Origin of the sequence: Aminobacter sp. MET-1 (genome assembly GCF_026521175.1) — a bacterium.
Taxonomy (GTDB): Bacteria; Pseudomonadota; Alphaproteobacteria; order Rhizobiales; family Rhizobiaceae; genus Aminobacter.
This window is the reverse complement of record NZ_JAMSHL010000047.1, coordinates 1-6,471: the sequence shown is the minus strand read 5'-3', so window position 1 is coordinate 6,471 and position 6,471 is coordinate 1. Positions and strand designations below refer to the sequence as shown.

Sequence of the window (6,471 nt, the reverse complement as noted above, 5' to 3'; positions counted from 1 at the left end):
GAGAAGCTGCGCTTCGCTATCCGTGAAGGCGGCCGCACCGTCGGCGCCGGCATCGTCGCTTCGATCAAAGAATAATCGGCGCTTTCAGCGTCGAATGCATCAAGGGCGGCCTTCGGGCCGCCCTTTTTGTTTTTGGAGCCGGCACGTTGCAAGTCTTCGATCCCGCATTACTATCGCTCTACGTGACATCGGATGGATCGTGGGGGCTCCATGGGGCAGGACTTGCGCGAGATCTGGCGGGGAATCGTCCTTACTTGCATGCTCGCAATCGCCTTCGCGCTACAATCAGCTGCGTCGGCGCAGGCGGCCAAGAGCAAGCCCGCCGAGGACGACATGGGGCCGCCGATGCGCTTTGTTGTCGTGCGCAGCTCTTCTCCGGGGTGCGAGCCCTTTTGTCCGGAATGGATTTCGGCTGAAGGCGCGATCGTGCGTGCGACGCCCGGCGAACTCAAGAAATTCCTCAAGAAGCTCGGCGACAAGCGGCTGCCTGTGATCGTCACCTCGCCAGGCGGCCATGTCGAGGCGGCCTGGGAGCTGGGCCGAATCCTGCGGGCGCGCAAGCTCGACATCGGCGTGGGACTTACGCGTTTTGTCGAATGTGCGCCCGGCCAGAACTGCAAGCTCGACCCGGCCAGGAAGGGAATCTATTCCGGCGCCCTGTACTCGGCCGGCGCCTACTGCGCCTCGGCCTGCTCGATGATGTTTGCGGGCGGCGTTCGCAGGCATGTCGGCCAATGGGCCTATATGGGCGTCCATCAGGTGACGTCTTACGTGACCCAGCAGAAGATCACCTATCGCGAGACCTATCGGATCGTGAAGGGCAAGAAGAAGACCGTCAGCCGCAAGGTCGTCGGCCGCAAGAACGTCGGCAGTTACACCACGACCAAGATGGGCAAGGCCTTCACGGCGAAGATGCTGGCCTACTACAAGGAGATGGGCGTGAAGGAGGCCATGTACGAGGCGGGGCAGAGTACGCCTGCTGCCGAGATGCGTCAGCTCGCGCCTGTCGAGATGCTCAACATGAACCTCATAACCAGCCTCGATGCCACTGATGTGCTGGTAAGCATCGAGAACTGCAAGGGCGCTGCACCCGCCGCAAACTGCATTCTGGCGCCGGGTGCCAAGATGCCGCCGTCAGCATATCCGAAGGCACTTGTGCCGGAGGGAGAAGCAATGTGGTTCGCCGTCGTGCGCTCGAGTGAAGCCGGTTGCGAACCAGGCTGCCCTGAGTGGATTTCGGCCGAAGGGCCAATTGATGCCGAGGCTGCGGTTCGCCTTCAGGCAATGCTGGCCGCGCTCGGCGATCGCAAGTTACCCTTGGTCGTCTCGACAGCTGGAGGCGACATGACCGCTACGATGGAAATGGGGCGCCTCATTCGCAAGAGCGGCCTGGACGTTGCCATCGGCAGTACCTTCTTCGTCGGTTGCAAGCCACGTGACAAGGATTGTACGGGTAGGGGGGCAGAAGGCACGCCTTACTTCGGGAATGCCACCTCGGGCGGGGGCGAATGCATCGGCAGCTGCGTGCTGATCCTTTCAGCTGGACGGGTGCGGCTCGCCGGAAACGGCGTCCTGCTGGGCTGGGAAGATCTGGCAAGAAACAAGGCAGTAGCTTCCTATGTCGATCAGATGGGCATGGATGCTGAGCTTGCAAGAGTGCGCCCGACACGCGAGCTGGACGACTACTGGCAGTTCCGTCTGATCCAAGCCAAGCTTTTGAGCCAGGGTGGCTCGGTCGATGTGGTGGTTGATGGTGAGATTTGCACACGGCTGCCAATGCCCGGAAACTGCCGCATGGCCGGCAGTGCGTTTTCCCAGTAGCGACGGTGCGTACCTATCGTATCTCTGCCGGTAGCGACCTCAAAGGACCGAAATCTGAACCTTTTCGCGCCGCAATAGGACGGAAGATTGCGGGCAAGGAGGAGGGCATCATGCTGATCGCACATTTGCCGGCTGGCTACATCATCGGCTCGGTCGCCCGGAGTGCTGCGCCCAAGGCGCCGGGGCTGATGCTTGCCGCCCTTGTCGGTAGCGTTGCTCCCGACTTCGATACCGCCTGGTTCTGGTTCGTCGACGATGGTGGCGTCCATCACCGTACCTATCCGACGCATTGGCCGCTGTTTTGGGCTTTGATCGCTGTGCTGGTCGTCCCGTTTGTTGCGGTCGTGGCGCCGCGCTGGAGGGCTGCGGCTGCAATCTTCTTCCTTGCCGTACTGTCGCACATGATTCTCGATTCCGTGACCGCGCCGATGTTCTGGCTGATGCCGTTCGACGAGCGGGCGGTGGAACTCGTGCCCATTCCGGCTGCCTATCCGCACTGGATCCTGAGCTTCGTGCTGCATTGGACCTTTGCGCTGGAGCTTGCCATTTGCGCGCTAGCTGGACTGATAGCGGCGAAAGATTTCAGGCAGCGCAAGCTGCTTGAACGCGGTGCTTGACCCAGTTGTGAAGGCGATGCTGCGGTGCGCAGGGCCCATGTGCGGACGGGGGCGGGGACTGCCATGTCAGGCAGCCTAGCGTCGTCGCGGTGAATGTTCACAACAAGCTGCAATCCACTCTTTACAGACGCCGTGGAAATCCTTAGGAAGCCGGTGCTGCGCAATTGATGCGCGGCGCAATGCACGGGCATAGCTCAGTTGGTAGAGCGGCGGTCTCCAAAACCGCAGGTCGTAGGTTCGAGCCCTGCTGCCCGTGCCAGTCTTGCCAGAATTCGCTTATTCAGGCATAACAGACTTTCTATAGCTGGGACGGGACGACTGGATGGTCCTGATGCAGCGTTCAAACGTAGTGAAGGTTCCTGCCACTTGCGTGGAAAGAGAATCGGCTCTATGTAGGCGAAACAGACACGCGGCGCGTGGGGCTGGGAAACCGGCTTTACGCGTCCGAATTGCATGGGCGGAATATTTGCGCTGATTCGGCGCGTGTTCGGTTCTTGCGGCAATATCTCCCGGTCACGGGATCATCCAGAAGTCCGGTCAACGGACGTTGAAAGCAGAGCGGCACATGGCGAAAACCACGAACCCCTTCACCTTTCTGCAGCAGGTAAGGTCGGAAACGGCGAAGGTGACGTGGCCGTCGCGGCGCGAGACGATCATCTCCACCGTCATGGTGCTGGGCTTTGCGGCCGTTGCGATGATCTTCTTTTTTGCCGCCGATCAGCTGATGGCCTTTGCGGTCGAGCAGATCCTGGGCATGGGCCGCTAAGGCTGCGAATACGGAGAGATTTCTGAGATGACCGCGCGCTGGTATATCGTCCACGCCTACTCGAACTTCGAAAAGAAGGTCGCCGAGGACATCGAGCACAAGGCCAAGCAGAAGGGCCTGAGCGACCAGATCGAGCAGATCGTCGTTCCGACCGAGAAGGTCGTTGAGGTTCGTCGCGGCCGCAAGGTCGATGCCGAGCGCAAGTTCTTCCCGGGCTATGTGCTGCTCAAGGCCAATCTGACGGACGCCGTGTTCTCGCTTGTGAAGAACACCCCGAAGGTCACTGGTTTCCTTGGCGATTCGAAGCCTGTGCCGATCACCGAGAGTGAGGCCCAGCGCATCCTGAATCAGGTTCAGGAAGGCGTCGAGCGTCCGAAGCCTTCGGTTACCTTCGAGATCGGCGAGGCGGTTCGCGTCTCCGACGGTCCGTTCGCCTCGTTCAACGGCTTCGTTCAGGAAGTCGACGAAGAGCGCGCGCGCCTCAAGGTGGAAGTTTCGATCTTCGGGCGCGCCGTGCCTGTCGATCTTGAATTCGGTCAGGTCGAGAAGGGCTGACCGAAGACGCCTGTCGCCGGTTTCGGTGGCAGGCAGCGTCGGGCGCATGCCTGACGCAAGCATGGTGGGAGAAGAGGCGGCTTAGCCGGTTGCCTTTTTCGCACCACCGAACTGCAACTGCCGGTTCATCCGGCGTAAAACGAAAGCAGGAAAGAGATGGCTAAGAAAATAGCAGGCCAGCTCAAGCTCCAGGTTTCCGCGGGTTCGGCGACGCCGTCGCCCCCGATCGGCCCGGCGCTTGGTCAGCGTGGCATCAATATCATGGAGTTCTGCAAGGCGTTCAACGCGCAGACCCAGGAGCTCGAGAAGGGGTCGCCGATCCCGGTCGTGATCACCTATTATCAGGACAAGTCGTTCACCTTCGTCATGAAGACGCCGCCGGTGAGCTACTTCCTGAAGAAGGCCGCCAACCTGAAGTCGGGCTCCAAGGAGCCGGGCAAGGTCAAGGCTGGCGAGATCAGCCGCGCCAAGGTGCGTGAGATCGCCGAGACCAAGATGAAGGACCTGAACGCGAACGACGTCGAAGCCGCCATCAAGATGGTTGAAGGCTCTGCCCGTTCGATGGGCCTGGAAGTGGTGGGCTGAGATCATGGCTAAGATTGCAAAGCGCGTTTCCAAGTCCCGCGAGGGCATCGATCCGAACCACGCCTACGGCCTCGGCGAAGCTCTCGAGCTGCTGAAGGCTCGTTCGTCGGTGAAGTTCGATGAGACCATCGAAGTCGCCATGAACCTCGGCGTCGATCCCCGTCATGCTGACCAGATGGTCCGCGGCGTGGTCAACCTGCCGAATGGCACGGGCCGTACCGTCCGCGTCGCCGTGTTCGCCAAGGACGCAAAGGCTGACGAAGCCCGCGCTGCCGGCGCCGACATCGTCGGTGCGGAAGACCTGGTCGAGATCGTCCAGAAGGGCCAGATCGACTTCGATCGCTGCATCGCCACCCCGGACATGATGCCGCTGGTCGGCCGTCTCGGTAAGGTTCTCGGCCCGCGCGGCATGATGCCGAACCCGAAGGTCGGCACCGTCACCACCGACGTCGCTGCTGCCGTCAAGGCATCGAAGGGCGGCGCTGTTGAGTTCCGCGTCGAGAAGGCTGGCATCATCCATGCCGGCGTCGGCAAGGTCTCGTTCGACGTCAAGGCGCTGGAAGAAAACATCCGCGCCTTCGCCGATGCGGTCAACAAGGCCAAGCCGTCGGGCGCCAAGGGCGTCTTCGTCAAGCGCGTGTCCGTCACCTCGACGATGGGCCCGGGCCTCAAGCTCGACCTCGGCACGCTCGCAGCGTCCTAAGTTGAATTCGGATCGACCTGCAACGGTCTGATCCTGAACAAGAATTCCGGGCCTCCGGGCCCGGATTTCGGAAGTTGGAAACAGCTTTCGAAATCCTGTCCGAGATTGCAGGTGGCTCGCCTTAATTCGTAAGGGCCTGCATGAGACGGGTGAAGACCGGACAAAGGAGCATCGCTCCAATGAAAGGTTCGAACCGTGTTTGCCTTTTGCCAGCTGTTGCAGGCGAAAAGGGGACAGGATCCTCGAGCGCCGTTCGGGTGATCCGGAATTTCTGGATTGCCCGCCCGGCAAAAGGCAACCCGATCCCTGTTTCCGGGAATGGAGCAGGGGTCAAACTGGAGATAGGCAGTGGATAGAGCGGAAAAACGCGAGCTCGTCACGAGCCTGAACGACGCCTTCAAGGGCGCCGGATCAGTCGTCGTGGCCCACTATGCCGGTATCACCGTCGCGCAAATGAACGATCTTCGTGTGAAGATGGGTCAGGCCGGCGGCACCGTCAAAGTCGCGAAGAACCGTCTCGCCAAAATCGCTCTTCAGGGCACGGGTTCCGAAGGCATCATCGATCTGTTCAAGGGACAGACGCTGGTTGCCTATTCGGAAGATCCGGTCACTGCGCCAAAGATCGCGTCCGAGTTCGCCAAGGGTAATGACAAGCTTGTCATCCTTGGCGGTGCTATGGGCTCGACCGCGCTCGACGCCGACGGTGTTAAGGCTCTCGCCACACTGCCGTCGCTCGACGAGCTGCGCGCAAAGCTGGTTGGAATGATTTCCACGCCGGCTACCCGGATTGCCCAGGTCGTCAACGCGCCGGCAGGTCAGCTTGCCCGCGTCTTTGGCGCATACGCCCGGAAGGACGAGGCGGCATGAGGCCGTTCCTCGCTGTCATCAACACACGTTCGAACTGATTGAAGGAATAGAAAAATGGCTGATCTCGCAAAGATCGTTGACGACCTGTCGGCCCTGACCGTCCTTGAGGCGGCTGAGCTGTCGAAGCTGCTCGAAGAGAAGTGGGGCGTCTCCGCTGCTGCTCCGGTGGCTGTTGCTGCCGTCGCTGGCGGTGCTGCTGCTGCTCCGGTCGAAGAGAAGACCGAATTCGACGTCATCCTGGCTTCGGCCGGCGACAAGAAGATCGAAGTCATCAAGGAAGTCCGCGCCATCACCGGCCTGGGCCTCAAGGAAGCCAAGGACCTCGTTGAAGGCGCTCCGAAGCCCGTCAAGGAAGGCGTTTCCAAGGCTGACGCCGAGAAGCTCAAGGCTCAGCTGGAAGCAGCTGGCGCCAAGATCGAGCTCAAGTAAGCACGGTTTCGGTGGGGGGGCGCGGTGGCGCCCCCCCGCGCCCCCGGTGGGGGGGGGGGTGGGTTCCCAATTAAATAGGGCCGGGGTTGGGGCCTAAAGAAAACCGTTTTATCCCCGTTTTAATATGT

8 protein-coding genes, 1 tRNA gene and 1 pseudogene are annotated in these 6,471 nt (G+C 60.9%); all 10 read left to right on the top strand.

Annotated features, from left to right (window positions below; all coding sequences use genetic code 11):
• Positions 1-75 (top strand): annotated as a pseudogene (locus NDO48_RS28855) (elongation factor Tu); the annotation flags it as partial.
• Between the two features lie 183 nt (positions 76-258).
• Positions 259-1,821, top strand: coding sequence for a hypothetical protein (locus NDO48_RS28850; RefSeq protein ID WP_018427827.1), 1,563 nt, complete (start codon positions 259-261; stop codon positions 1,819-1,821).
• Positions 1,822-1,931: 110 nt separating this feature from the next.
• Positions 1,932-2,438, top strand: a complete 507-nt coding sequence (locus NDO48_RS28845) for a metal-dependent hydrolase (RefSeq protein WP_018427828.1) — start codon at positions 1,932-1,934, stop codon at positions 2,436-2,438.
• 183 nt (positions 2,439-2,621) lie between these two features.
• Positions 2,622-2,697, top strand: a tRNA-Trp gene (locus NDO48_RS28840).
• A gap of 306 nt (positions 2,698-3,003) precedes the next feature.
• On the top strand, positions 3,004-3,204 hold the full coding sequence (gene secE, locus NDO48_RS28835; RefSeq protein ID WP_018427829.1) for a preprotein translocase subunit SecE: 201 nt from the start codon (positions 3,004-3,006) through the stop codon (positions 3,202-3,204).
• Between the two features lie 27 nt (positions 3,205-3,231).
• Positions 3,232-3,759, top strand: a complete 528-nt coding sequence (nusG, locus tag NDO48_RS28830) for a transcription termination/antitermination protein NusG (RefSeq protein ID WP_018427830.1) — start codon at positions 3,232-3,234, stop codon at positions 3,757-3,759.
• A gap of 156 nt (positions 3,760-3,915) precedes the next feature.
• Positions 3,916-4,344: a 50S ribosomal protein L11 gene (gene rplK, locus NDO48_RS28825; RefSeq protein ID WP_018427831.1), complete on the top strand. Its 429-nt coding sequence runs from the start codon at positions 3,916-3,918 to the stop codon at positions 4,342-4,344.
• Between the two features lie 4 nt (positions 4,345-4,348).
• Entirely contained in the window at positions 4,349-5,047 is a 699-nt protein-coding gene (gene rplA / locus NDO48_RS28820; protein WP_018427832.1) for a 50S ribosomal protein L1, read from the top strand.
• Between the two features lie 348 nt (positions 5,048-5,395).
• Positions 5,396-5,914, top strand: coding sequence for a 50S ribosomal protein L10 (gene rplJ, locus NDO48_RS28815; RefSeq protein WP_018427833.1), 519 nt, complete (start codon positions 5,396-5,398; stop codon positions 5,912-5,914).
• A 54-nt stretch (positions 5,915-5,968) separates the two neighbouring features.
• Positions 5,969-6,343 carry a 50S ribosomal protein L7/L12 gene (gene rplL, locus NDO48_RS28810; RefSeq protein ID WP_018427834.1) on the top strand — a complete coding sequence of 125 codons (375 nt, stop codon included), beginning with the start codon at positions 5,969-5,971 and terminating at the stop codon, positions 6,341-6,343.
• The last annotated feature ends 128 nt before the right edge of the window (positions 6,344-6,471 follow it).

What these genes read in the sequence shown, in the direction of transcription:
- NDO48_RS28850 (WP_018427827.1), top strand. Translation starts at nt 259, where the DNA reads ATGCTCGCAATCGCCTTCGCGCTACAATCAGCTGCGTCGGCGCAGGCG.
- NDO48_RS28845 (WP_018427828.1), top strand. Translation starts at nt 1,932, where the DNA reads ATGCTGATCGCACATTTGCCGGCTGGCTACATCATCGGCTCGGTCGCC.
- secE (WP_018427829.1), top strand. Translation starts at nt 3,004, where the DNA reads ATGGCGAAAACCACGAACCCCTTCACCTTTCTGCAGCAGGTAAGGTCG.
- nusG (WP_018427830.1), top strand. Translation starts at nt 3,232, where the DNA reads ATGACCGCGCGCTGGTATATCGTCCACGCCTACTCGAACTTCGAAAAG.
- rplK (WP_018427831.1), top strand. Translation starts at nt 3,916, where the DNA reads ATGGCTAAGAAAATAGCAGGCCAGCTCAAGCTCCAGGTTTCCGCGGGT.
- rplA (WP_018427832.1), top strand. Translation starts at nt 4,349, where the DNA reads ATGGCTAAGATTGCAAAGCGCGTTTCCAAGTCCCGCGAGGGCATCGAT.
- rplL (WP_018427834.1), top strand. Translation starts at nt 5,969, where the DNA reads ATGGCTGATCTCGCAAAGATCGTTGACGACCTGTCGGCCCTGACCGTC.